Source organism: Streptomyces sp. NPDC030995 (genome assembly GCF_055571215.1).
In genome coordinates this window covers 227,654-247,624 of sequence record NZ_JBVIFS010000010.1, presented here as the reverse complement: position 1 = coordinate 247,624, position 19,971 = coordinate 227,654, and the positions used below count along the sequence as shown (strand labels likewise).

Genomic DNA, 19,971 nt, shown 5'->3' with positions numbered 1-19,971 from the left:
GCACCCCGGCGGGGCAGCGTGGTGGCCAACTGCCCCGCCTCCCCGCCCCGAGGTCCGCCCATGGCCCCGAACCCCGTCACGGCGCCGAGCCGGCCCGACGCCCTGCCAGAGCCCGCCGCCGGCGCGGGGCGGCGGCGGGCCCTCACCTGGCTGGCCCCCGTCGCCGCCGCGTACGCCGTCGCCCAGCTGCTCCTGGCCGTGCCGGGCACCGGACTCGGCTGGGACGAGACCGTGTACGTCAGCCAGGTCGCGCGCGACGCTCCCGCCGCGTTCTTCAGCGCCCCGCGCGCCCGCGGAATCACCTTCCTCGTCGCGCCCGTCCCGCTCCTCACCCCGTCCGTCACGGCCCTGCGGATCTACCTGGCGCTGCTTTCGTCGGCGGCGCTCCTGCTCTCCCTCTGGGCATGGCGGCGACTGCTCCCCGCACCCGTGCTCGCCCTGGCCGGGGCCCTCTTCGCCGGTCTGTGGACGACCCTGTTCTACGGTCCGCAGGCCATGCCCAATCTCTGGGTGGCCTTCGGGGCGCTCCTCGCCGTCGGCTGCTTCCTGCGGGCCGCCCGCGATCCCGCTGACCGCATCGCGCTCGCCGGGATCGTCGCCGGGACGGCCCTCGCCGCGCTCATGCGCCCCTCCGACGCGGTCTGGCTCGTCCTGCCCCTGGCGTGCGCCGTGCCGGCCGTCCGCGCCGGGCGGCGGCCCGCGCTGCTCGCGGCGCTCGCGGTGGGGGCGCTGCTCGGAGGCGCCGAGTGGGTCATCGAGGCCGGGCTCCGCTACGGCGGCCTCCTCACCCGGCTGCACCGCGCCGGCGAGATCCAGGGCGGCCTCGGCTGGAACCCGGCCTTCGGCGACCACCTGCGCGCCCTGGGAGGCCGTACGCTCTGCCGCCCGTGCGACGTGCCCTGGTCCGAGCCCGTCACCGCCCTGTGGTGGTTCGCGCTGCCGCTGCTCACCGCGGGCGGGCTCGTCACCGCCTACCGGGCCGGGCGGCTGCGCCTGGTCCTCGTACCCACGGCGGCCGCGCTGTCCCTGGCGGCGCCGTATCTCCTGATGGTCGGGTACGCGGCGCCCCGCTTCCTGCTGCCCGCGTACGCCCTGCTGGCCCTCCCCGTCGCCCTGTGCCTGGCCCGGCTGGTCACCTGGGCCCGGACCCGCCCGCTCGCCCTGGGGGCGCTCTGCCTGGCGCTGGCGGCGCATCTCGCGCTCCAGCTCGTGGTCACCGCCGCGCTGGGAGCACGCGGCCGGGCCAACCGGACCGCGTTCACCGCCGTGGTCGCCGAACTGCACCGCCAGGGGGTACGGCCGCCCTGCGTGGTCAGCGGCGGGGAGGCCGTGCGGGTCGCGTTCCTCGCGGGGTGCGCCTCGCGCCAGGTTTACGGGGACCACGACGGCAGCATCACCCCCGACGGGCTCGCCGCCCTCGCCCGCACCCGGCCCACGGCCGTGCTGGTGACCGCCGGAGCGCCGCCGCCTCCATGGGCGCGGGGCTGGCGGCCGCTCCCCCTGCCGGACCTCCCCGGCCTGCGCGGCCTCCTCGCCTACCTGTCCCCTTCGGCGCGGCCCGACCCGGCCGCCCGGCAGCAGCCGCTACGCGCGAACTGACGCGGTGAGCCGGCCGTCGGTCATCGTCGCCGTACGGTCCATCCGCTCCAGGTGCGCGTGGTCGTGCGTGACCAGCACCGTCGCGGTGGAGCGCTCGCGGGTCAGGGCGACCAGCAGGTCGAGCACCGCCGCGCCCCGCTCGTGGTCGAGGGCGCTGGTCGGCTCGTCGACCAGCAGCACGGCGGGGTCGTTCATCAGGGCGCGGGCGATGTTGATCCGCTGGCGCTGCCCGCCGGAGAGCTGGTGGGGACGCCTGTCGGCCTTGTCGGCCAGGCCCACCGCGTCCAGCAGCTCCAGCGCCCGCAGGCGCACCTGCCGCGCCGGGCGGGCCGAGAGGTGTCCCATGACCTGGAGCTGTTCGGCGGCGGTCAGCGAAGCCAGCAGGTTCGGCTGCTGGAAGACGATGCCGATCTTCTCCCGGCGCAGCGCCGACTTCTCGGCGGCGGTGAGCTTCGTGGTGTCCCGGCCCGCCACCACGACCCGGCCGGAGTCCGGGGTGACGAGGGTGGCGGCGACCGCGAGCAGGCTGGACTTGCCGGATCCGGAGGGTCCGATCACCGCCGTCAGCGTGCCCGCGGGCACCTCCAGGCGGACCGAGTCGAGGGCGGTCAGCCGGCCGTCGCCGTCGGGGTAGGTGAGCGTGACGTCGTCTACGAGCAGGGTCATCGGGCGCTCCCGAGGGCGGTCAGCGGGTCTACGGCGGTGATCCGCCGGATGGACAGGGCGGCGCCCAGCGCGCCGAGCACGATCATGATCGCGGCGGGCACGAGCACGGTGGCGGTGTCCAGGACGAAGGGCACGTCCCCGCCGCTGATCAGCGCGCCGAAGCCGGCGGCGAGCGCGGTGCCCAGCCCCGTGCCGATGGCGAGCATCACCACGGCCTGGCCGAGCGCGTCCTTCAGCAGGTACGGGGTGGAGGCACCCAGTGCCTTCAGGACGGCGATGTCCCCGCTGCGCTGGATCGTCCAGACGGTGAAGAAGGCGCCTATCACCAGGGCCGAGATGGCGAAGAGGAAGCCGCGCATCAGCTGGAGCGAGCCGTTCTCGGCCTGGTACGAGCCTATGGCGCCCAGCGCCTCGTCGACGGTCCGGGCCTCGGTCCCGGCGGCCCCGTCCGCGGCGGCGAGGTCGATGCCGGTCCCCGAGACGGCGACGACGGTGGCGAGGGTGTCGAGGGAGGTTCCGGGATGCCCGATGCGCTGCCAGTCGCCCAGGTCCATCCAGACGACCGGGGTGTGGCTGTAGGCGGCGGTCCCGGAGACGGCGGCCACGGTCAGTTCGAGCGGGCCGATCTTCAGCTTGGCGCCGGCGGTGAGTCCGCCGAGCTCCTTCGCGGCCTTCTCGGCGAGGACCACCCGGCCCTGGGTGAGGCCGGTCCCCTGCGGGGCGAGCGGGCCGGCCGGATCCACACCGAAGACCGAGACGGCGGCGGTGCGCTCACCCGACGAGGCGTTGGTGGTGCGGATGCCGAGCGGCTCCGCCGACTTCACCCCGGGCTCCCCCCGCCAGGCCTGCCAGGCGCTCTCGGTCACCTGGGAGTTGGTGAAGGACACCTTCTGGTCCCCGGCGGGCGCGGCGAAGGCCAGGTGCGTGGCGGGCAGACCGGTGATGGCCGAGATGTTCTCCCGGGCCAGGCCGGAGGTGAGCCCGGACAGCAGGCCGACCAGCAGCGTGATCAGCAGTACGACCGAGCCCATGAGGGCGAATCGGCCCTTGGCGAACCGTAGATCTCTCCATGCGACGAACATGATCCCCACCTTGGTCTTCCGCGGGGACACAAGGCATCGCGCCCCAGTAGGGATCCTGGTGTCGAAGGGTGCACGCGGACATCAAACTTTTGGTTGACCGGGGCCCGTCCGCACCCACTTACGCTGGTCAGGCCATGACTGTTCCTGATCCCCGCGCCCCCCGCGCCCTCACTCCCGTGTCGAAAGTGCTGCGGCTGTGCCTGCACGCGCTGTTCCTCGCGCTGCTCGCACTCGCCGCCGGGCGGGCCGTGGCCGACTCCGCGCCCCGCGCCGGCTGGGTGGTGGCGGTCTGCGCGGTGCTGGCCGCCGTGTACCTGGGCGGCGTACGGGCCCCCGCCGTGCACAGCTCGCCGCGCGCCGGGGCGATGTGGCTGGCCGGGCTCGGCGCGGTCTGGGCGGTGCTGCTCGCGGTCTCGCCCGACGGGCTGTGGATCGCCTTCCCGCTGTACTTCCTGGAGCTGCACCTGCTGCGGCTGCGCTGGGGCGTCGCGGCCGTCGCGGTGACGGCGTGCGCCGCCATCGCCGGCTTCGTCGGACACAACAGCCCCGCGCACGGCAGCGCGATGAGCCCGGGGGCCTTCCTGGGGCCGCTGCTGGGCGGGGCGGTGGCGGTGGCGACCGTACTGGGCTACCAGGCGTTGTACCGCGAGAGCGAACGCCGGCGCGAGCTGATCGAGGAGCTCCTCGCGACGCGGGCCGAGCTGGCCGCCGCCGAGCGGAGCGCGGGGATCCTGGCCGAGCGGGAGCGCCTGGCCCGGGAGATCCACGACACCCTCGCCCAGGGGCTGTCCTCCATCCAGCTGCTGCTGCGGGCGGCGGAGCGGGCGCTCGCGGAGCAGGACCCGGCGCCGGCCACGGCGGTGGAACACATCGCCCGGGCCCGGGAGGCCGCGCAGGAGAACCTCGCCGAGGCGCGTCGCTTCGTACGGGCCCTCACCCCGCCGGACCTGGAGCACGGCTCCCTCGCGGCCGCGCTGGAACGGCTGTGCGCGGGGGCTCCGTGGCCGCGGGTCCGGTTCTCGCTGAGCGGCAGCCCCCGGGTGCTGCCGACGCCCTACGAGGTGGCCCTGCTGCGGATCGCACAGTCGGCGCTGGCCAATGTGGTGCGGCACGCGAAGGCCGGGCGGGCCGAGATCACCCTGACCTTCATGGACGCCTCGGTCACGCTGGACATCGTGGACGACGGGCAGGGCTTTGACCTCTCCTCGGAGGCGTCCGGCTCGGGCTCCGGCTCCGGCTCGGGGGACGGCGGCTTCGGGCTGCCCGCCATGCGCTCGCGCGCCGAGACGCTGGGCGGGCTGTTCACCGTGGAGTCCGACCCCGGCCAGGGCACCGCCGTGGCCGTCACCCTGCCGTTGCCCCTGGAGGTCTGACGATGACGATCCGGCTGCTGCTCGCCGACGATCACCCGGTGGTCCGGGCGGGGCTGCGCGCGGTGCTGGACACCGAAGCGGACTTCGCGGTGGTGGCGGAGGCCGCGACCGCCGAGCGGGCCGTGGAACTGGCGGCCTCCGAGCCCGTGGACGTGGTCCTGATGGACCTCCAGTTCGGGCCCGGCATGCACGGCTCCGCGGCGACGGCCCTGATCACGGCCCGCCCGGGCGGGCCCCGGGTGCTGGTGCTGACCACGTACGACACGGACGCGGACATCCTGGCGGCGGTGGAGGCGGGCGCCTCGGGCTACTTGCTCAAGGACGCCCCGCCGGAGGAGCTGGCGGCAGCCGTACGGACGGCCGCGGCGGGCCAGTCGGCGCTGGCCCCGGCAGTGGCGCTGCGGCTGATGGACCGGATGCGGACCCCGGCGGAGGCGCTGACGAAGCGGGAGCTGGAGGTGCTGCAACTGGTCGCGGACGGCCTGTCGAACCAGCAGATCTCCAAGAAGCTCTTCCTCAGCCAGGCCACGGTCAAGTCCCACCTGGTGCACGTGTACGCGAAGCTCGGCGTCGACTCGCGCACCGCGGCGGTCGCCGCGGCCGCCACCCGCCGCCTGATCCGCACCCCCTAGGGGGCGTCTTGTCGGTCAGGCCGGGCTCGCGGCGCCTGCCACGCACGCTCGCCGCGTTGTCGTCACTCGCCGACGTCCCCCAGCTACCGCTGGGAGGTGCCCCCACCGCGTCGACTCCTTCCTCCGCCTTGCGACCGCACGCGTCAGACTCCGCTCCCTGACCCGGCCTGACCGACAAGACACCCCCTAGGCCACCCAGTACGGCCGATCCACCGCCGACGGCAGCGGGACCCCGTCGTGGAAGGCGCTCGCGAGGCGGCGTACGCCCTCGTCCAGGCGGTCGGCCGGGAGCGTGTACGGGATCCGGAGCCGGTGCTCGAAGGTGCCCGGGTCCACCCCGAAGCGCGCGCCGCGGCCGATGTGCACGCCCGCGGCCGCGGCGCGTTCGGCCAGGGCGGAGCTGACCGCCTCGCCCAGGTCGACCCAGAGCGAGAGGCCGCCCGGCGGGACCTGCCAGGACCATTCCGGGGTGTGCCGCTGGAGCGACTGCACCAGGGCCTCCCGCTGGATCCGCAGCTGCGCGAGCCGCGCGGGCAGGGACCGTTCCAGGTCCGCCATCAACGGGAGCGCGACCAGCTGGTCGAGTACCGAGCCGGTCATGTCGGCCGAGACCCGTACGGCGGTCAGCTCGGTGATCATCTTCGCGGTGGCCCGGACCCAGCCGACCCGCAGGCCGCCCCAGTGGGTCTTGCTGAGCGAGCCGATGGTGATGACGTGGTCCGCGCCGCCGCGCGGCGCGAGCGAGGCCAGGGGCGCGGGCGCGGGAACGTCCAGGGCGATGTCGGCGATGGTCTCGTCGACCACCAGCCAGGTCCCGGTGGCGCGGGTCGCCGCGAGCAGCCGCAGCCGCTGCTCGGGCGGCATCAGCGCGCCCGTCGGATTGTGGAAGTCGGGGATCACGTACGCGAGCCTCGGCACGGTCTGGCGCAGCGTGGACTCGGCGATCTCCATGTCCCAGCCCGCGTCGGACACGGCTATGGAGCCGGTGCGCAGCCGGGCGTGGCGCAGCGCGTCGAGGGCGTTGGCGTAGGTCGGGTTCTCGGTGACGACGCGGTCCCCCGGCCGGCAGAGCAGGCTGACGACCAGCGCGAAGGCCTGCTGGGCCCCGGCCGTGACCAGGATCTGCTCGGGGCGCGTGGGCAGTCCGCGCCGGGTGAAGCGGTCGGCCACGGCCGTACGCAGGTCGGGCAGGCCGAAGGGGTGGTACCCGGGGCTGCGGGCGAGCCGGGGCAGCCGGGGCGCGGCCCAGGCGAAGGCCTCGGCGAGGCTGCCCTCCGGGGCGCCCATGGCGGCGATGGCGAGGTCGACGCCGGGGTCGCCGTCGGCGCTGTAGCCGCCCGCCCCGACGATCGTGTGCGCGCCGACCGGGCGGTGGCCGTCGGGGAGCTCGGTCCAGGTGCCGGAGCCGCGCCGGCTGCGGACGTAGCCGCTCTCGCGCAGCAGGTCGTAGGCGCCGGTGACGGTGGCCCGGCTGGCGCCGACCGCCTCGGCGAGCTCGCGCTCGGCGGGCAGCCGTACGTGCAGGGCGATCCGGCCGTCGAGGATCAGCGTGCGCACGGCGTCGGCGAGCGCCCGGTAGCCGGGGCGGGCCAGCACGTCGGCGGGGAGCAGCGCGGCGAGCTGGCGGCTGCCGATGGTTCTGTCCGCTGTCTGGACCACTCGCCCGTTTGCCATGCCAACCTCCCCTGATTGGCTCTGACGGCCAGGCCAATCGAGGACCAGACTCGCTGTATTGGCCCCCGATTGGCAAGGAGAAGCCGCCATGTTGACCGACCGTGACGAACGCGCCCTGGTGAGCGCCACCGAGAACCGGATCTCCCGGCCCCTGCGGATCGGGGCCGCGCTGGCCTCCGTACGGCGCACGCTGGCGCGGCGCTCACGGGATTCCGTACAGGAGCGAGAATCGGTGGCATGTCAGCCAACAACAACACCCCCGGGCACCCCGGTTCACCAGTGATCGCAGGCCTGCTCCTGGCGGCCGGCGGCGGCCGCCGGCTCGGCGGGCGGCCCAAGGCCCTGCTCCCCTACCGCGGCCGCCCGCTGGTCGAGAACGCCGTACGGGTGCTGCGCGAGGCGGGCTGCGGTCCGGTCCACGTGGTGCTCGGCGCCTCGGCACCCGAGGTCCGCGAGCGCGCGGACCTGACCGGCTGCGTGGTCGTGGACAACCCGGACTGGGCGGAGGGGATGGGCTCCTCCCTTCGGGTCGGCCTCACCTCCCTGGCCGGTACGGGCGCCAGCGCGGCCCTGGTCTCGCTGGTGGACCAGCCGGGGATCGGCCCGGCGGCCGTGGCCCGGGTCCGGGAGGCGTACCGCTCCCCCGCGAGCCTGGTGGCGGCGGCGTACGACGGGGAGCGAGGCCACCCGGTGCTGTTCGGCGCGGACCGCTGGGCCGACATCGCCGCGACCGCCACGGGCGACAAGGGCGCGCGCGTGCACCTCGCACGACACGCCGAAGAGCTCATGCTGGTGGAGTGCTCGGACATCGCGGAGGCCTTCGACATCGACACACCGCCCGACCTCGCGCGTCTCCTCTGAGCACGGCGTGACGACAGTGGCACTGAGGGCCACCGACAAGCGGAATCTGTCGACTCAGAGAATCTCGACATCAACAAACCATTGAACTTCCACCATGAGGAAATTACTATCCACTGGTCAGAAGCGCCCTGAACCCACAGACGGCGCCCGCGACCGTATCCCGGAACTCTCCACACCCGACGGCACTGCGTGCCGTCTCGCGCGAGCATTCCCCCGCGGCCGCCAGGCACCGCCGCTGAAGGAGTGACAGATATGTCCGCACCAGCGCCGTCCCCGCTGGCCATCGTCGACGCCGAGCCCCTGCCCCGGCAGGACGAAGTCCTCACCGAAGCGGCTCTCGCCTTCGTGGCCGAGCTCCACCGGCGGTTCGCCCCCCGCCGCGCCGAGCTCCTCGCCCGCCGCGCCGAGCGCCGTGCCGAGATCGCCCGGACCTCCACCCTCGACTTCCTCCCGGACACCGCACAGGTCCGCGAGGGCGACTGGAAGGTGGCGCCGGCCCCGGCCGCGCTGAACGACCGTCGTGTGGAGATCACCGGTCCGACGGACCGCAAGATGACCATCAACGCCCTGAACTCGGGCGCCAAGGTCTGGCTCGCCGACTTCGAGGACGCCTCGGCTCCCACCTGGGAGAACGTCGTCCTCGGCCAGCTCAACCTCATCGACGCCTACGAGCGCCGCATCGACTTCACCGACACCCGCACCGGCAAGGCGTACGCTCTGGGGCCCGCCGAGAAGCTGGCGACCGTCGTCATGCGGCCGCGCGGCTGGCACCTGGAGGAGCGCCACCTGCAGTTCGAGGGCGGCCCGGCCTCCGGCTCGCTCGTGGACTTCGGGCTGTACTTCTTCCACAACGCGAAGCGCCTGATCGACCTCGGCAAGGGCCCGTACTTCTACCTGCCGAAGACGGAGTCGCACCTGGAGGCGCGCCTCTGGAACGACATCTTCGTCTTCTCCCAGGACTACGTCGGTATCCCGCAGGGCACCGTCCGCGCGACCGTCCTCATCGAGACGATCACCGCCGCGTACGAGATGGAGGAGATCCTCTACGAGCTGCGCGACCACGCGGCCGGCCTGAACGCGGGCCGCTGGGACTACCTCTTCTCCATCGTCAAGAACTTCCGTGACGGCGGCGAGAAGTTCGTCCTGCCGGACCGCAACGCGGTGACGATGACGGCCCCGTTCATGCGCGCGTACACCGAACTCCTCGTCCGCACCTGCCACAAGCGCGGCGCGCACGCCATCGGCGGCATGGCGGCCTTCATCCCGTCCCGCAAGGACGCCGAGGCCAACAAGGTCGCCTTCGAGAAGGTCAAGGCCGACAAGGACCGCGAGGCGGGCGACGGCTTCGACGGCTCCTGGGTCGCCCACCCCGACCTGGTCCCGATCGCGATGGCCTCCTTCGACGCGGTGCTCGGCGAGAAGCCGAACCAGAAGGACCGGCTGCGCGAGGACGTCTCGGTGGCCCCGGGCGAGCTCATCGCGATCGACTCCCTGGACGCGAAGCCCACGTACGAGGGCCTGCGCAACGCGGTCCAGGTCGGCATCCGCTACATCGAGGCCTGGCTGCGGGGCCTCGGCGCCGTCGGCATCTTCGGCCTGATGGAGGACGCGGCGACCGCCGAGATCTCGCGCTCGCAGATCTGGCAGTGGATCAACGCCGGCGTCACCTTCGACCACGACGGCGAACACGTGCTCGCCACGGCGGAGCTGACCCGCAAGATCGCGGCCGAGGAACTGGCCGCCATCCGCGCCGAGGTCGGCGACGAGGCCTTCGCGGCCGGCAAGTGGCAGCAGGCCCACGACCTCCTCCTCCAGGTCTCCCTGGACGCGGACTACGCGGACTTCCTCACCCTCCCCGCGTACGACCAACTGGTCGGCTGATACCTGGTTTCGACTGAAACGCACAGCAGTCGAAGCTGTCGGCTCCGCCCCCGTCGCCTCACGGCACGGGGGCGGAGCCGTTTGCGTTGCGGAATGCGAACCGCCGAACGACCGGTCGGTTGTTACTTGTTCGTAACTTGCCTGTACCTAGCGGTAACAAGCAGCCGCGTGTCACCTTTCCGATGCCACCGGCCGGCGGTACCCCCACTTCCCAGCCACGCGACGCAGTCGTTGCCGACTTCGGCGTGGCCGAACGCAGGAGTTCCGCAGTGATCGGATTCCGCAAGGTCAGCAAGGACCGGGACCGCCGTCGTGTGCGACGACTGGCCGGGGCCGGGATGGTTCTCCCGCTCGCCGTCAGCGCGCTGGTGGCCGGTGGGGCCGGCACCTCCGTGGCCAGCCCCGGCAGCGGCCCCACCGCGGTGGTGTCCATGGGCGACAGCTACATCTCGGGCGAAGGCGGGCGCTGGAAGGGCAACAGCCTGACCAACACCGGGAGCCGCAACGGGACCGACCGGGGCTGGGTCAGCGGCAGCACCTACGATCCCGCCAAGGTGTACGGGACCACCGCGGGCGGGTGTCACCGCTCCGACTCCGCCGAGGTGCGCAGCGCGGGCGCGATCGCCGACGTCGCCGTGAACCTGGCCTGCTCCGGCGCGACGTCCGACAACGTGTTCCGTGCCTCCAACGGCGGCGTCGCCTTCAAGGGCGAGGCCCCGCAGGCCGATCAGCTCGCCGCGGTGGCCGCCAGCCACAACGTCAAGGTCATCGCGCTGTCCATCGGCGGGAACGACCTGGGCTTCGCCGACATCATCAAGGACTGCGCGTACGACTTCATCCTCTGGAACTCGTACTGCTACGACGACCAGCAGTACGGCGTCGACCAGAAGATCGACGAGGTCATGGGCAAGGTCGGGAAGTCCGTGGACGAGGTGCGGGCCGTGATGCGGGCGGCCGGGTACGCCGACTCCTCGTACCGCATCGTGCTCCAGTCCTACCCGTCGCCGATCCCGCGGGGCGCGGACAACCGGTACACCCAGAGCGACTGGAGCCGCCTCAACACGGGCGGCTGCCCCTTCTGGAACAAGGACTCGGACTGGGCGCGGGACTCGCTCGTGCCGCAGATCGCCAATCGGATCAAGGGCGTCGCCGCGACCAAGGGAGTGCAGTTCCTGGACCTGCGGGACATGCTCCAGGGCCGCGAGGTGTGCGCCAAGGCGAGCAAGCAGGTGACCTCCACGGTCCCGGCCTCGGCGAAGACGAGCGAGTGGGCGCGCTGGATCGACAACAACGAGTCGCAGGGCCTCATCCAGGAGTCCATGCACCCGAACTACTTCGGCCAGCTGGCCGCCGGGCGCTGCCTCTCCCTGGTGGTCGCCCAGCCCGCGAGCTCCGGTTTCAGCTGCAAGAACACCGCCGGGGGCGACGAGAGCGGGATGTACCTGACGCCCGCGTCGTAGCCGCGAAGCGGCCGCGGCGCAGCCGCGTCGCAGCCGGGGAAAACCGGATGATCGAAGACGGTGCGGGCTGGCATGCTCTCGCGCATGGCAGTTCGCACCGCACGTCCCAGTCTCTACATCTCCGTCGACATCGAGGCCGACGGGCCCATTCCCGGACCGTACTCGATGATCAGTTTCGGGGCCGCGGTCGCCGGCCGGCAGGACGGCGCTTCGTATACGGCAGCCGATCCGGAGCGGCAGACCTTCTACCGGGAACTGCGGCCGATCAGTGACGACCACGTACCCGAGGCGCTCGCCGTGAGCGGGCTGGACCGCGACCGGCTGGTCCGGGAGGGCGCCGATCCGGCGGTGGCCATGGCCGAGTTCCGCTCCTGGGTGCGGGAGGTGTCCGTGGGGGCGCAGCCGGTGATGTGCGGCTACCCGGCCTCCTTCGACTGGACCTTCCTGTACTGGTACCTGATCCGGTTCGGCGGGGACAGCCCCTTCGGCCACTCCGGCTGCCTGGACATGAAGACCCTCTACGCGACGAAGGCGCGGGTGCCGCTCCGGGCCGCCGTCAAGGGCCGGATGCCGCGGGAACTGCGCTCCGGGCGACGGCACACGCACCACGCCCTCGACGACGCCGTCGAGCAGGCCGAGCTGATGAGCAATCTGATGCTCTGGCAGCCCTGAGGGCACGTACGGGCGTACGGGCGTACGGGCATGCGCGTACGCGCGCACGCATGCGTACGGCGGTGCGCACGCCACGCCCGCAGTGGGTGACGTGCGCACCGCCGTGCGATGTCGGCGAGGCGCGGCGGCCCGTCAGTGCACCGGCACCGGGTCCGGGGCGGCTTCCGCGGCCGCTCCCTTCTTCGCGCCGAGGTGGTTGAAGGCCAGGTTGAGCAGGATGGCCACCACGCAGCCGGTGCTGATGCCCGAGTCGAGGACGACGAGGAGGTCCTTCGGGAAGGCGTGGTAGAACTCCGGCGCGGCGATCGGGATCAGGCCGATGCCCACGGAGGCGGCCACGATCAGGGCGTTCTCGCCCTTCTCCATGGCCGCACCGGCCAGGGTCTGGATGCCGCTGGCCGCGACCGATCCGAAGAGGACGATGCCGGCGCCGCCGAGGACGGGCAGCGGGACCACGCCGATGACGGAGGCCGCCATCGGGCACAGGCCGAGCAGGATCAGGATGCCGCCGCCCGCGGCGACCACGAACCGGCTGCGCACCTTGGTCATGGCCACCAGCCCGATGTTCTGGGCGAAGGCGCTGCACATGAAGCCGTTGAACAGCGGGCTGATGGCGCTGCCCAGGGTGTCGGCGCGCAGGCCGCCCTCGATGGTCTTGGCGTCCGCCGGACGTCCGACGATCTTGCCGAGCGCGAGGATGTCGGCGGTGGACTCGGTCATGCAGACGAGCATGACGATGCACATGGAGATGATCGCGGCGACCTGGAACTGCGGGGCGCCGAAGTGGAACGGGGTCGGGAAGCCGACGACGGAGGCGTCCTTGACGGCGTCGAAGCTGGTCATGCCGAGCGGCAGCGCGATGAGCGTGCCCGCGACCAGGCCGAGCAGGATGGCGATCTGCTGGAGGAAGCCGCGCAGGAACTTGCGCATCAGCAGGACGATGACCAGGGTGGCGGCGGCCATGCCTATGTTCTTCATCGAGCCGTAGTCGGCGGCGGTGCTGTTCCCGCCCTGTGACCAGTTGAAGGCCACCGGCAGGAGGGACACGCCGATCAGGGTGATGACCGTGCCCGTCACGACCGGTGGGAAGAACCGGACGAGTTTGCCGAAGTAGGGGGCGGCGAAGAAGCCGAGGACTCCGGCGACGATGATCGCGCCGAAGATGACGGGGATGGCATGGTCCCCCTCCCCCTTGCCGATGGCGATCATCGGGGTCACACCGGCGAAGGAGACGCCGTTGACGAAGGGGAGTTTGGCGCCGATCTTCCAGAACCCGAGGGTCTGGAGGAGGGTGGCGAGGCCGGCGGTGAAGAGCGAGGCGCCCATCAGGAAGGCGGTCTCGGTGGCGGAGAGACCGACGGCAGGGCCGACGATCATGGGCGGGGCCACGACACCCGCGTACATGGCGGCCACGTGCTGGAGACCGCTCGTGAACATCTTCAGCGGAGGCAGGATCTCGTCGACCGGGTGTTTCTCCCCGGAGACCTGCGGTACTGCGACTGCGTCTTTGCGAAACCTGGGCGCCTGGGCCACGGCTTCCTCCGGTCGGGTAACACGTCGGCAGGGACGTGGGTGTCTTGGAGGTGGTGCGAAAGCGGTGCGAGTCGAGCGGTATGGAGTTGTGGGTGGTGCGCATGCTTGTCCCAAGGGGTGCAGAAACGATTCGCCCAAACCGTTCCGCTGAGTTTTCGCGCATGGCGAAGCCAGTGGCACGAGTCACCGCCCCCGGGGGCGCCCTCGGATTTCCTCAGGCGCTTCCCGGGAACGGCTGCCGACGGACCCCGCTCGGGTCCGCGGCCGCCGGCCGGGGGCCGTCCCCCCCGGCCGGACTTCGAAATCAGGCCTGCGCGGTGATCCGCGCGAGGCGCTGGGCCTCTTCCCGCGTGGACACGGCGATGGCGTCCTCGTCGGCGAAGAGGAGTCGGTTGTTCTCGACGATCTGCTTGCCGTTGACGAACGACGCGGTCACCGGGGCGGCCGCACCGAAGACCAGCGCGGTGACCGGGTCGGCGATCGAGGAGTGCAGGAAGGTGCTCAGGTTCCACATCACCAGGTCGGCGCACTTGCCGACCTCCAGCGAACCGATGTTGTCGCTGCGGCCGAGGACCTGGGCGCCACCGTACGTACCGAGGCGCAGGGCCTGACGCGCGTTCAGGGCGCGCTCGCGGTGGACCGGGTTGAGGCGGTTGATCAGCAGCGCGTTGCGCAGCTCGGTGTGCAGCTCACCGGACTCGTTGGAGGCGGTGCCGTCCACGCCGAGGCCGACCGGGACGCCGGCGGCGAGCATGTCCGGGACCCGGGCGATGCCGGCGGCCAGACGGGCGTTGGAGGACGGGCAGTGCGCGACACCGGTCTTGGTACGGGCGAACGCGGCGATGTCGGAGTCGTTCATGTGGACGCTGTGCGCCATCCACACGTCCTCGCCGAGCCAGCCGGTCGACTCGAAGTAGTCGGTCGGGCCCATGCCGAACAGTTCCTTGCAGAACTGCTCTTCCTCGACGGTCTCGGAGCCGTGCGTGTGCATGCGCACGCCCAGGCGGCGAGCCAGCTCGGCGCCCTGCCTCAGCAGCTCGGTGGAGACCGAGAAGGGGGAGCACGGGGCGACGGCGACCTGGGTCATCGCGTCGAAGGAGGCGTCGTGGTACTTCTTCACGGTCGCCTCGGTGTCCGCGAGCGCACCCTCGAGGGTCTCGACCGCGTGGTCCGGCGGCAGGCCGCCGTCCTTCTCGCTGCGGTCCATGGAACCGCGGGCGAGGGTGAAGCGGACGCCCATCTCGGAGGCGGCGCGGATGATCGAGCCGGAGAGGTCGCCGGCACCCTTGGGGTACACGTAGTGGTGGTCCATGGCGGTGGTGACACCGCCGCGGGCCATCGCGGCCAGGGAACCCTGGGCGGCCGTGTAGGCCATCTGCTCGTCGATGCGCGCCCACGTCGGGTACAGCGCGACGAGCCAGTTGAAGAGGTTGTGGTCGGTGGCCAGACCACGCGTGATCCACTGGTAGAAGTGGTGGTGCGTGTTGACCAGACCGGGGGTCACGAGGTGCCCGGTGCCGTCGATGCGGCGGACCACGTTCTCGAGGTTCTCGGGGGCCTTGCCCGCGCCGATGGACTCGATCTTGTTGCCGGCGACGACCACGTGGCCCGAGGCGTACTCGGTGTCGTTCGCGTCGACAGTCGCAATCGCACAGTTCTCAATGACGATGCGCTCGAGCGCGCTGTCAGGGGCTGCCGATGCTGCCATGGGACTTCCTCGTGCTTTCAGTGGCGGTATGGGCACGGCAAGGCCCAGGAGATTTGAGTGCCGGAGCCGGGGGCCTTGACAGCTGACAGTACTGCCGCCCCGTGGGTTGCGTCCGGGTGCCGATTCAGGAAGCTGAAGAGTGTCGCGACGTCCCGGGGCCACTGCGGTGCCCCGGGACGCACGTGCCGATCAGAGGTTGGTCATGTCCACGGGGATGCGGGCGTCGACGCCGTCACGCAGGACCGTCGCCTCGATCAGACCGTACGGACGGTCCGCGGCGAAGTACACCTCGTTGTCGTTCTTGAGGCCGAACGGCTCAAGGTCCACGAGGAAGTGGTGCTTGTTCGGGAGCGAGAAGCGGACCTCGTCGATCTCCGAACGGTGGTTGATGATGCGCGAACCCATCTGGTACAGGGTCTGCTGCAGCGACAGGGAGTAGGTCTCCGCGAAGGCCTGGAGCATGTGCTTGCGGGTCTCGGCGTAGGACTTCTCCCAGTTGGGCATCCGCTGCTCGTCGTCCGACCAGTTGAAGCGCCAGCGAGCCGACACCTGGGTGGCCAGGATGCGGTCGTAGGCCTCCTTCAGCGTCGTGTACTTGTCCTTCACGTAGCCCCAGAACTCGGAGTTCGTGGAGTTCATGACGACCAGGTCCTTGAGGCCGGAGATGACCTCCCAGTTCTTGCCGTCGTACGTGATCTGGGTGACGCGGGTCTCCATGCCCTGGCGGACGAAGGAGTGGTTCACCTCGTCGGAGCCGATGAACTTGGAGTTGGCGTCCGAGGTGGCGATCCGGTCCCAGGCGTACTCTTCGATCCGGATGCGGGCCTTCTGGATCGGCTCCTGGCTGTTGACGAACCAGCGCGCCAGGTGGATGCCGAACTGCTCGGCGGACTCGATGCCGTACTCCTTGGCGAACGCGTACACCGTGTTCTTGGTGGTGTCCGTCGGAAGGACGTTGGCGTTCGAGCCGGAGTAGTGGACGTCGTCCATGTCGCCGGAGAGGGCGACCGAGACGTTCAGGTCCTTGATGTGGTGCGTGTCGCCGTCCCGCGTGATCTTGACGACGCGGTTCTCTGCTTTGCCGTACTGGTTCTGGCCCAGAATCGTGGCCATGCTAGCTCCCTCGGTAAACGGAGTAGCCGAACGGGTTGAGCAGCAGCGGTACGTGGTAATGCTCGCCAGGAGTGACCGCGAACGTGATCGTCACTTCCGGGAAAAACGCACCGCTGTCCCTTACGCGGGGGGCGTCCTGCTGCGCCTCGGCTTGCTTCTTGAAACTGTGCTTGTTAAAGAAGTACGTCTCGGTCTCGAAGTCGAGACGCACGTGGGTGGTGCCCTCCGGCAGGGCCGGCAGGTCCTTGCAGCGCCCGTCCGCATCGGTGGCGGAGCCGCCCAGGGCCGCCCACTCGCCGCCCTGGCCCGCGCGGGCCGACAGGGAGATGGCGACGCCCTCGGCGGGCTTGCCGATGCTGGTGTCCAGGATGTGCGTGGACACCGACGCGGTGGTCTCAGTGCTCATGCGTAGCTTCACTCTCCTTCGACGAGTCGGGTCAGGCGGATCTTGTTGATCTTGACGAGCTCACCGCGGGCGATCTCTCGCTCCCGCTCCGGCGAGTTGTCGATCCGGACCTTGACCGCGTCCCGCATGAACTCACCGGTCGCACCGGTGGCACAGATGAGGAAGACGTGGCCGAACTTCTCCTGGTAGGCCAGGTTCAGTTCGAGGAGCTCGTTCTTGAGCTCCTCCGAGGCACCGGCCATGCCACGCTGCTCGCGGGCGGAGGTCGGGTCTCCCGGCTTCGGCCGGCCGATCGGCGCGTGGCCTCCCATCGCCTCGCCCAGGTCCTCCGCGGTGAGCTCCGCCATGGCGGCCTCGTTCGCGGCGAACAGGGACTCTGCGGTGGTGAAGGGGCGCTGGGCGAGCATCTTGCTCCCCCACGCCGAACTGGCGCACACCTCGTGCAGCTCGGCCGTGGCCGCACTGTCGTCCAAGGTGTTGAACCGGGTGAGACCCGGGGTCGGACTCGAAGTCACGGTAGGCCTCCGTGGCCTGTTGTTGCTTTGACGGGCTGCGCATAGCTAACGCCCTCCACAACACGGCGTCAACACTTTGTTGAAACTTCCCGTACACAAAAGCCGCCGCCCGGGTGAATTGGGCGGCGGCTCGTCACTGTGGGTCAGGCTTCGTTCACTCCCGGCTGCTCTTGCCGGCCCCTTTCGAGGTGCTCGAGTCCCTGTTCAAGTAGTTGTAGACCGTGAAACGGCTGACGCCCAGGGCGCTCGCGACCGTTTCCACACCGTGCCGCACCGAGAAGGCGCCTCGCGCCTCCAGTATCCGCACGACGTCCTGCTTGGACTTCCGGTCGAGCTGCGACAACGGTACGCCGTGGCGGCGCTCCAGGGCCGCAAGGATGTGATCCAGCGAGTCCGAGAGCTGCGGCAGGCGTACGGCGAGCAGGTCCTGGCCCTCCCAGCTGAGCACGACGTCGTCGGGCTGCGCCAGGGCCGGATCCATCAGCTCGCCACCCATGGCGTCCACCAGCGGCTTGACCGCGGTGACGAACGGGTGGTCGCGGGGTTCGGTCATGGGGTGTCCTCCCCGATCACGTTGACCTGGAGCGAGACGCGCGTGGCTCCGGCCTCCAGGGAATCGCGCAGCAGGGCGCGCACCGCGTCCAGCACCCGGTCGGCCTCGCCTTCGGCGGTGTTGCCGAACGGGCCGACGTCCACCGCGTCCAATTGGGCCTTCTGGATGACCTCACGGGCGGCCACGGCATGGGCAGGAGCCTCTTCGAGGTCGAAGGGCTCGGTCGTGAACTCCACTCTCAATCGCACGCGCCTCAAGCTACCGGGCAGTCGGGATTTTTCGGGAGTCCGCACTTGACATCCGCGCGGAACCCCATGCAGTCTTCCATCAAGCAGAAACTAACTTCCGCAATACGGAAGGAGCGCACACCCCTCATGGGATACACGGACCAGCGCTTCGATGTAAACCTCTCGATCCTCTTCACGGAACTCCCGCTTCTGGAGCGTCCCGCGGCTGCCGCCGCGGCGGGCTTCACGGCGGTCGAGCTGTGGTGGCCCTGGATCGAGACCCCCACCCCCGCACAGGAGGAGCTCGACGCTCTCAAGAAGGCTCTTGAGGACGCCGGCACCCAGCTCGTGGGACTGAACTTCTACGCCGGCCAGCTGCCGGGCCCGGACCGCGGTGCGGTTTCGGTTCCCGGTGAGGAGTCGGAGCGCTTCAACGCCAACATCAACGTGGCCGCCGACTTCGCGGCCTCGGTCGGCTGCAAGGCGCTGAACGCCCTCTACGGCAACCGCGTCGAAGGCGTGGACCCGGCCGTTCAGGACGAGCTCGCGCTGAAGAACCTGGTCGTGGCGGCTCAGGCCGCGGACCGCGTCGGCGCGATCCTCCTGATCGAGACCCTCAACAAGCCCGAGTCGCCGCTCTACCCGCTGGTGAGCGCCCCGGCCGGCATCGAGGTAGTGGACAAGGTCAACGAGGCCACCGGCCTCGGGAACGCCAAGTTCCTGCTCGACCTGTACCACCTGGCGATGAACGATGAGGACCTCTCCGAGGTCATCGAAAAGTACGCCGCCAAGACCGGGCACGTCCAGATCGCGGACAAGCCCGGACGGGGTGCCCCCGGCACCGGCGAGCTGCCCCTCGAGGGGCTGCTCGACCAGCTGAAGAAGGCCGGATACGAGGGCTACGTAGGCCTGGAGTACAAGGCCGCCGACGCTGCCGCCTCCTTCGCGTGGCTGCCGGCCGAGGCCCGCGCCGCGAAGTAGGCGGACAAAGTCCAGGCGATCAGCCAGGCACGTCACGAACTTTTCGTACAAAGCATTAAGAGAAGGACCCTCATCATGAGCAACCCCACTGCGCTCCCGTCCATCGCCTGGATCGGGCTCGGAATCATGGGCTCCCCCATGGCCGAGAACCTCCTGAAGGCCGGCTACCCGGTCACGGGCTTCACCCTGGAGCAGGACAAGCTGGACCGCCTGGCGGCCGCCGGCGGTTCCGCGGCCGGCTCGATCGCCGAGGCCGTCAAGGACGCCGACGTCATCATCACGATGGTGCCCGCCTCCCCGCAGGTCGAGGCCATCTCCTACGGTGAGAACGGCATCCTCGAGAACGCGAAGTCCGGCGCGCTGATCATCGACATGTCGTCGATCACCCCGCAGACCTCGATCGACCTCGCGAAGAACGCCGCCGAGAAGGGCATCCGCGTCATCGACGCCCCGGTGTCCGGCGGCGAGGCCGGCGCCATCGAGGCCGTCCTGTCGATCATGGTGGGTGGCGAGCAGGCCGATTTCGACGAGGCCCTGCCGGTCCTCCAGTCCCTCGGCAAGACCATCGTGCTCTGCGGCCCGCACGGCTCCGGCCAGACGGTGAAGGCCGCCAACCAGCTCATCGTCGCGGTGAACATCCAGGCGTGCGCCGAGGCCGTCGTCTTCCTCGAGAAGTCCGGCGTGAACCTCCAGGCCGCCCTGGACGTCCTCAACGGCGGTCTGGCCGGCTCCACCGTCCTGACCCGCAAGAAGGACAACTTCCTGAACCGCGACTTCAAGCCCGGTTTCCGGATCGACCTGCACCACAAGGACATGGGCATCGTCACCGACGCCGCCCGCAACGTCGGCGCCGCCCTGCCGGTCGGCGCGGTCGTCGCCCAGCTGGTCGCCTCGCTGCGCGCCCAGGGTGACGGTGGCCTGGACCACTCGGCCCTGCTCCGTGCGGTCGAGCGCCTCTCCGGCTCGCAGGTCTGATCGAGCCGATCCCCGACGGCCCGCTCCCCCGGGCCGCCGCTCCCCCTCACGGGGGCTTGA

The 19,971-nt window shown here is 70.9% G+C and carries 20 protein-coding genes; 10 read left to right on the top strand and 10 right to left on the bottom strand.

The features are described 5' to 3' along the window. Nucleotides 1-60: 60 nt before the first annotated feature. Entirely contained in the window at nt 61-1,599 is a 1,539-nt protein-coding gene (locus ACZ45T_RS18150; RefSeq protein WP_468442332.1) for a hypothetical protein, read from the top strand. On the opposite strand, the gene ACZ45T_RS18145 is transcribed toward ACZ45T_RS18150, so the two are convergent. Together ACZ45T_RS18145 and ACZ45T_RS18140 are read right to left on the bottom strand one after the other, a co-directional pair. After that, nucleotides 1,585-2,265 carry an ABC transporter ATP-binding protein gene (locus ACZ45T_RS18145; protein ID WP_468442330.1) on the bottom strand — a complete coding sequence of 227 codons (681 nt, stop codon included), beginning with the start codon at nt 2,263-2,265 and terminating at the stop codon, nt 1,585-1,587. The two genes, ACZ45T_RS18150 and ACZ45T_RS18145, sit on opposite strands and share 15 nt — an antisense overlap. Continuing rightward, on the bottom strand, nt 2,262-3,347 hold the full coding sequence (locus ACZ45T_RS18140) for an ABC transporter permease (protein WP_468442328.1): 1,086 nt from the start codon (nt 3,345-3,347) through the stop codon (nt 2,262-2,264). The genes ACZ45T_RS18145 and ACZ45T_RS18140 overlap by 4 nt, the downstream gene beginning before the upstream one ends. Nucleotides 3,348-3,481: 134 nt before the next feature. Here ACZ45T_RS18140 and ACZ45T_RS18135 point away from each other — a divergent pair, with 134 nt between their 5' ends. Further along, complete coding sequence (locus ACZ45T_RS18135) at nt 3,482-4,720, top strand: sensor histidine kinase (RefSeq protein ID WP_468442326.1); 1,239 nt, start codon at nt 3,482-3,484, stop codon at nt 4,718-4,720. Between the two features lie 2 nt (nt 4,721-4,722). Next, nucleotides 4,723-5,352, top strand: a complete 630-nt coding sequence (locus ACZ45T_RS18130; protein WP_468442324.1) for a response regulator — start codon at nt 4,723-4,725, stop codon at nt 5,350-5,352. A gap of 186 nt (nt 5,353-5,538) precedes the next feature. Here ACZ45T_RS18130 and yczR read toward each other — a convergent pair whose 3' ends face one another. After that, nucleotides 5,539-7,026 (bottom strand): MocR-like transcription factor YczR, encoded by a 1,488-nt coding sequence (gene yczR / locus ACZ45T_RS18125; protein ID WP_468442322.1) that lies wholly within the window; start codon nt 7,024-7,026, stop codon nt 5,539-5,541. 88 nt (nt 7,027-7,114) lie between these two features. Here yczR and ACZ45T_RS18120 point away from each other — a divergent pair, with 88 nt between their 5' ends. The 5 genes from ACZ45T_RS18120 (at nt 7,115) to ACZ45T_RS18100 (ending at nt 11,900) form a co-directional block, all read left to right on the top strand. Then, a complete protein-coding gene (locus ACZ45T_RS18120) occupies nt 7,115-7,309 on the top strand; it encodes a hypothetical protein (RefSeq protein WP_468442320.1) in 195 nt (64 codons plus the stop codon). After that, the gene (locus tag ACZ45T_RS18115; RefSeq protein WP_468442318.1) at nt 7,264-7,887 is read left to right on the top strand and encodes a nucleotidyltransferase family protein; all 624 of its coding nucleotides are present in this window, start codon (nt 7,264-7,266) and stop codon (nt 7,885-7,887) included. Before ACZ45T_RS18120 ends, ACZ45T_RS18115 begins: the two co-directional genes overlap by 46 nt. A 252-nt stretch (nt 7,888-8,139) precedes the next feature. Then, nucleotides 8,140-9,768 (top strand): malate synthase A, encoded by a 1,629-nt coding sequence (aceB, locus tag ACZ45T_RS18110; protein WP_468442316.1) that lies wholly within the window; start codon nt 8,140-8,142, stop codon nt 9,766-9,768. A gap of 338 nt (nt 9,769-10,106) precedes the next feature. Then, nucleotides 10,107-11,228 (top strand): GDSL-type esterase/lipase family protein, encoded by a 1,122-nt coding sequence (locus tag ACZ45T_RS18105; RefSeq protein ID WP_468442374.1) that lies wholly within the window; start codon nt 10,107-10,109, stop codon nt 11,226-11,228. Between the two features lie 84 nt (nt 11,229-11,312). Then, nucleotides 11,313-11,900: a 3'-5' exonuclease gene (locus ACZ45T_RS18100; RefSeq protein WP_468442314.1), complete on the top strand. Its 588-nt coding sequence runs from the start codon at nt 11,313-11,315 to the stop codon at nt 11,898-11,900. Nucleotides 11,901-12,032: 132 nt separating this feature from the next. On the opposite strand, the gene ACZ45T_RS18095 is transcribed toward ACZ45T_RS18100, so the two are convergent. The 7 genes from ACZ45T_RS18095 to ACZ45T_RS18065 all read right to left on the bottom strand — a co-directional run bounded on the left by ACZ45T_RS18095 (nt 12,033) and on the right by ACZ45T_RS18065 (nt 17,976). Beyond that, the gene (locus tag ACZ45T_RS18095; protein WP_468442312.1) at nt 12,033-13,433 is read right to left on the bottom strand and encodes a nucleobase:cation symporter-2 family protein; all 1,401 of its coding nucleotides are present in this window, start codon (nt 13,431-13,433) and stop codon (nt 12,033-12,035) included. Nucleotides 13,434-13,737: 304 nt separating this feature from the next. Then, nucleotides 13,738-15,141, bottom strand: a complete 1,404-nt coding sequence (locus ACZ45T_RS18090) for an 8-oxoguanine deaminase (RefSeq protein WP_468442310.1) — start codon at nt 15,139-15,141, stop codon at nt 13,738-13,740. A 189-nt stretch (nt 15,142-15,330) separates the two neighbouring features. After that, a complete protein-coding gene (gene pucL / locus ACZ45T_RS18085) occupies nt 15,331-16,254 on the bottom strand; it encodes a factor-independent urate hydroxylase (RefSeq protein ID WP_468442308.1) in 924 nt (307 codons plus the stop codon). A gap of 1 nt (nt 16,255) precedes the next feature. Continuing rightward, a complete protein-coding gene (gene uraH / locus ACZ45T_RS18080; RefSeq protein ID WP_468442306.1) occupies nt 16,256-16,660 on the bottom strand; it encodes a hydroxyisourate hydrolase in 405 nt (134 codons plus the stop codon). A gap of 8 nt (nt 16,661-16,668) precedes the next feature. Continuing rightward, nucleotides 16,669-17,175: a 2-oxo-4-hydroxy-4-carboxy-5-ureidoimidazoline decarboxylase gene (uraD, locus tag ACZ45T_RS18075; protein ID WP_468442304.1), complete on the bottom strand. Its 507-nt coding sequence runs from the start codon at nt 17,173-17,175 to the stop codon at nt 16,669-16,671. A gap of 154 nt (nt 17,176-17,329) precedes the next feature. Continuing rightward, nucleotides 17,330-17,728 (bottom strand): helix-turn-helix domain-containing protein, encoded by a 399-nt coding sequence (locus ACZ45T_RS18070; RefSeq protein ID WP_468442302.1) that lies wholly within the window; start codon nt 17,726-17,728, stop codon nt 17,330-17,332. Further along, entirely contained in the window at nt 17,725-17,976 is a 252-nt protein-coding gene (locus tag ACZ45T_RS18065) for a thiamine-binding protein (protein WP_468442300.1), read from the bottom strand. The genes ACZ45T_RS18070 and ACZ45T_RS18065 overlap by 4 nt, the downstream gene beginning before the upstream one ends. A 126-nt stretch (nt 17,977-18,102) precedes the next feature. Between ACZ45T_RS18065 and ACZ45T_RS18060 the strand changes: the two genes are divergently transcribed. Both ACZ45T_RS18060 and ACZ45T_RS18055 read left to right on the top strand, forming a co-directional pair. Further along, the gene (locus ACZ45T_RS18060; RefSeq protein WP_468442298.1) at nt 18,103-18,936 is read left to right on the top strand and encodes a TIM barrel protein; all 834 of its coding nucleotides are present in this window, start codon (nt 18,103-18,105) and stop codon (nt 18,934-18,936) included. Between the two features lie 75 nt (nt 18,937-19,011). Next, nucleotides 19,012-19,911, top strand: a complete 900-nt coding sequence (locus ACZ45T_RS18055; protein WP_468442296.1) for a 2-hydroxy-3-oxopropionate reductase — start codon at nt 19,012-19,014, stop codon at nt 19,909-19,911. Nucleotides 19,912-19,971: the final 60 nt, after the last annotated feature.

What these genes read in the sequence shown, in the direction of transcription:
- ACZ45T_RS18105 (WP_468442374.1), top strand. Translation starts at nt 10,107, where the DNA reads ATGGTTCTCCCGCTCGCCGTCAGCGCGCTGGTGGCCGGTGGGGCCGGC.
- ACZ45T_RS18135 (WP_468442326.1), top strand. Translation starts at nt 3,482, where the DNA reads ATGACTGTTCCTGATCCCCGCGCCCCCCGCGCCCTCACTCCCGTGTCG.
- ACZ45T_RS18150 (WP_468442332.1), top strand. Translation starts at nt 61, where the DNA reads ATGGCCCCGAACCCCGTCACGGCGCCGAGCCGGCCCGACGCCCTGCCA.
- ACZ45T_RS18115 (WP_468442318.1), top strand. Translation starts at nt 7,264, where the DNA reads ATGTCAGCCAACAACAACACCCCCGGGCACCCCGGTTCACCAGTGATC.
- yczR (WP_468442322.1), bottom strand. Translation starts at nt 7,026, where the DNA reads ATGGCAAACGGGCGAGTGGTCCAGACAGCGGACAGAACCATCGGCAGC.
- ACZ45T_RS18145 (WP_468442330.1), bottom strand. Translation starts at nt 2,265, where the DNA reads ATGACCCTGCTCGTAGACGACGTCACGCTCACCTACCCCGACGGCGAC.
- ACZ45T_RS18100 (WP_468442314.1), top strand. Translation starts at nt 11,313, where the DNA reads ATGGCAGTTCGCACCGCACGTCCCAGTCTCTACATCTCCGTCGACATC.
- ACZ45T_RS18055 (WP_468442296.1), top strand. Translation starts at nt 19,012, where the DNA reads ATGAGCAACCCCACTGCGCTCCCGTCCATCGCCTGGATCGGGCTCGGA.
- aceB (WP_468442316.1), top strand. Translation starts at nt 8,140, where the DNA reads ATGTCCGCACCAGCGCCGTCCCCGCTGGCCATCGTCGACGCCGAGCCC.
- ACZ45T_RS18090 (WP_468442310.1), bottom strand. Translation starts at nt 15,141, where the DNA reads ATGGCAGCATCGGCAGCCCCTGACAGCGCGCTCGAGCGCATCGTCATT.
- pucL (WP_468442308.1), bottom strand. Translation starts at nt 16,254, where the DNA reads ATGGCCACGATTCTGGGCCAGAACCAGTACGGCAAAGCAGAGAACCGC.
- ACZ45T_RS18060 (WP_468442298.1), top strand. Translation starts at nt 18,103, where the DNA reads ATGGGATACACGGACCAGCGCTTCGATGTAAACCTCTCGATCCTCTTC.
- uraH (WP_468442306.1), bottom strand. Translation starts at nt 16,660, where the DNA reads ATGAGCACTGAGACCACCGCGTCGGTGTCCACGCACATCCTGGACACC.
- ACZ45T_RS18120 (WP_468442320.1), top strand. Translation starts at nt 7,115, where the DNA reads ATGTTGACCGACCGTGACGAACGCGCCCTGGTGAGCGCCACCGAGAAC.
- ACZ45T_RS18130 (WP_468442324.1), top strand. Translation starts at nt 4,723, where the DNA reads ATGACGATCCGGCTGCTGCTCGCCGACGATCACCCGGTGGTCCGGGCG.
- ACZ45T_RS18140 (WP_468442328.1), bottom strand. Translation starts at nt 3,347, where the DNA reads ATGTTCGTCGCATGGAGAGATCTACGGTTCGCCAAGGGCCGATTCGCC.
- ACZ45T_RS18070 (WP_468442302.1), bottom strand. Translation starts at nt 17,728, where the DNA reads ATGACCGAACCCCGCGACCACCCGTTCGTCACCGCGGTCAAGCCGCTG.